The sequence below is a fragment of the Streptomyces sp. NPDC002130 genome, assembly GCF_040296465.1.
Classification (GTDB): domain Bacteria; phylum Actinomycetota; class Actinomycetes; order Streptomycetales; family Streptomycetaceae; genus Streptomyces.
The window spans coordinates 1-2,615 of the sequence record NZ_JBEOXI010000528.1 but is presented as its reverse complement, the minus strand read 5'-3'; the positions used below and the strand labels follow the sequence as shown (position 1 = coordinate 2,615).

Here is a 2,615-nt window from a genome sequence, read left to right as displayed (position 1 = left end):
GGGCGCACCCATGTCAGCGCTCCTCTTCTCGCACGACGCTCAGGCGGCGTGCGACCCCGCGGACCGTGGGCGAGGCGAAGAAGTCGCGACCGCGGTCATCGACGGCGGTGTCGGTGTCTGCACTCCAGGAGCCTCGAACTCCGGCGGCCCGCAGTTCAAGCCGGGTGGACCGTTCGGTGCGAATGTCATCGCGGCCGCGTCCCGGTGGATCGGTACGACGTACGCGTGGGGCGGCGGCGATCAGAACGGACCGACCAAGGGCATCAGCGACGGCGGCGGCGCCGGAGATGCGAACGGCGATCCGAACAAAGTCGGCTTCGACTGCTCCGGCCTGACGCTGTACGCGGTGTTCCAAGCCTCCGGCGGACAAATCCTGCTTCCACACTTCACCGGAAGCCACGGCAACCCCGGGCAGCTGTACGACGCTCGGGGACAGGACATTCCGTTCGATCAGAAGCAACCCGGCGACCTGATCTACTTCGGCGCCGGCGGGGACACCCACCACGTGGGCATCTACTACGGCAACGAAAACGGCCAGGACATGCTGCTCAACGCCCCGCAGTCCGGGCAAACCGTCTCCATCATGCCGCTCTCGGGTTGGGCCGGCGAAGACATGTACGTCAAGCGTTTCGGATAAAGGGAGAACACGATCATGACTCGCACACGCAACACTGCGGCCGCTGCCCTGCTGGCCGGGGCGCTTCTGCTCGCCGGATGTGGTTCCGGAGGTGACGGGCACGACAATCATCCCCTCGACGAGGGAGGCCCCGCCGACAGCTCACTGACGACCCCGCCCCCGCCGCCACTGCCGGGTGCGTTCGCCGGAGTCGACCAGAACGATCCGGAATCGGTCATGGTCGGCGCAGCGCAAGCCCTGTTCTCCTACGCCCCCGCCGAGGATGCGAACCAGCTGGCCGCAGCGCAGCGGGCCGCGCCGCTCTTCGACGAGCGGTACTACTCGGAGAACTCCGGTTCCTTCATCGCCCTCGCCCCGATCACCGGCAAACAGTGGCAGAGCTGGGCGAACGAGGGCGCGATCGTCACAGCATCGGCGAGTGTGACCAGCGACGAACACCCGGCCGATCAGCCGGCGAAAGTTTCCCGCGTTCTCGCCGTGACACAAACAGCAACCACACCGGAGGGAAAACCATTGAGCAGCACCACCTTCGCGGCATACATGAGCGCGACCAAACTCGGCGTCTGGCGCGTGAGTGCGGTGGCCGTGCGATGAGCCACGAACTTCTCTACGCGACCGGAACCGCTGCCGGTGAGCCGGCGGCGGCACTGGGCATCGCCCTCGAAACCTTGCAGGAGCTTCTCGGCGAATTGGAGTCGAACAACACTTTCGTTGTCGTGCAGGGACATTCGCACACCATCACGCCCACATCAGTACAGCAGCCAGGGATGATGCGCAGCGAACGCCCCGGCTACATCGCCACAGTCACCACCGTCGTGGAGATCTCATGAGCGGGGGAGCGCACCGGCTGCTGAACTGCGCTGTTGCGCTCGCGGTCGTCGGGGCCGGCATCTGGGGAACGGTCACTGTTCGCGAGTTGATCGCACCGGTCACCGATTCCGCGGCGTCGACGTCGGGTCAGGTGGTCCGGGTCGTCGACGGCGACACTGCCGATGTCCGTTTGGATTCCGGCGAGGATCTGCGGGTCCGGATCTTGGGGATCGACACTCCGGAGACTGTCAAACCCGATGCGGCGGTGCAGTGCTGGGGACCGGAAGCAAGCGCCTGGGCGCACACGACGCTCGACGATGCAGCGGTGACGTTGACGGGCGATCCTCGCTCCGACGACGTCGACCGATACGGCCGATCACTGCGTTACCTGACCTTGCCGGACGGCACCGATTACGGCGTACTTGCAGCTCGGTCGGGCATGGCGCGGGCGTACGTCTACGGCAACACACCTATCGAGAAGACCGCGGAAATAGCTGAGGCGCAAGAGGATGCGCGGTCGGCAGGAATCGGACTCTGGGGTCCGCCGTGCAACGGAGAGGCAAACTGATGAGTACCAGGACAGTGAAAGATCCATCAGCCTCGGACGGGCTGTTGCCGGCCGTTCTCATCGCCGGTTTGGTGGCAGTGGTCGGCGGCAGCGTGTGGGCAGGTATCCACCTCGGGACCGACCAGACCGCGCCGGGAAACCCGATCGCGATCGTCAAGGGCTTGATTCGAGGTGAACTCGTGTGGGAGACCGGGTCGACCCTGGTGGTTGCTCTGGTCCTGGCAGCAGTGATCGCTCTCGTGGTTGCCACGGCCGTGCTGGTGCGGCGGGTGCAGGGGGAGAAGACCCGCATCGACGCGAAAGCGAAGGTCATGGGCACCGGCCGCGACATCAAGGGCATCACCGAAAAGGAATGCCGCTCGATCGCGTACAAGAGCTTGGGCATGAAAGAAGAGCTCAAGGACCGAACAAAAGCGGTCGGGGTGCAGATCGGAAAGCACCTGCTCACCGGTCGGATGCTGCGCGGCAGCTACCAGGATCTTCACTGCGACATCTGGGGACCACGTACCGGTACCAGCCCGTACGGGTAGCCGCTGCCGTCGAGCCGCTCGTGGTGGTGCAGCACGGCGGCGCGGGCCTCGCCGAGGAAACCGATGCCGC

Annotated in this window: 5 protein-coding genes; all 5 read left to right on the top strand. The window is 65.6% G+C overall.

The window, feature by feature from the left end; translation table 11 throughout:
• Positions 1 to 637: C40 family peptidase (locus tag ABT116_RS42265; RefSeq protein ID WP_351645777.1), on the top strand; the 637-nt coding region annotated here is incomplete at its 5' end.
• A gap of 15 nt (positions 638 to 652) precedes the next feature.
• Positions 653 to 1,231, top strand: coding sequence for a hypothetical protein (locus tag ABT116_RS42260; protein ID WP_311052729.1), 579 nt, complete (start codon positions 653 to 655; stop codon positions 1,229 to 1,231).
• Positions 1,228 to 1,467, top strand: a complete 240-nt coding sequence (locus ABT116_RS42255; RefSeq protein ID WP_019749775.1) for a hypothetical protein — start codon at positions 1,228 to 1,230, stop codon at positions 1,465 to 1,467. The genes ABT116_RS42260 and ABT116_RS42255 overlap by 4 nt, the downstream gene beginning before the upstream one ends.
• Positions 1,464 to 2,015, top strand: coding sequence for a thermonuclease family protein (locus tag ABT116_RS42250; protein WP_311052728.1), 552 nt, complete (start codon positions 1,464 to 1,466; stop codon positions 2,013 to 2,015). Before ABT116_RS42255 ends, ABT116_RS42250 begins: the two co-directional genes overlap by 4 nt.
• Entirely contained in the window at positions 2,015 to 2,545 is a 531-nt protein-coding gene (locus tag ABT116_RS42245) for a hypothetical protein (RefSeq protein ID WP_351645762.1), read from the top strand. Before ABT116_RS42250 ends, ABT116_RS42245 begins: the two co-directional genes overlap by 1 nt.
• Positions 2,546 to 2,615 lie beyond the last annotated feature (70 nt).

Coding starts and splice junctions, on each gene's coding strand:
- ABT116_RS42260 (WP_311052729.1), top strand. CDS start 653: ATGACTCGCACACGCAACACTGCGGCCGCTGCCCTGCTGGCCGGGGCG.
- ABT116_RS42255 (WP_019749775.1), top strand. CDS start 1,228: ATGAGCCACGAACTTCTCTACGCGACCGGAACCGCTGCCGGTGAGCCG.
- ABT116_RS42250 (WP_311052728.1), top strand. CDS start 1,464: ATGAGCGGGGGAGCGCACCGGCTGCTGAACTGCGCTGTTGCGCTCGCG.
- ABT116_RS42245 (WP_351645762.1), top strand. CDS start 2,015: ATGAGTACCAGGACAGTGAAAGATCCATCAGCCTCGGACGGGCTGTTG.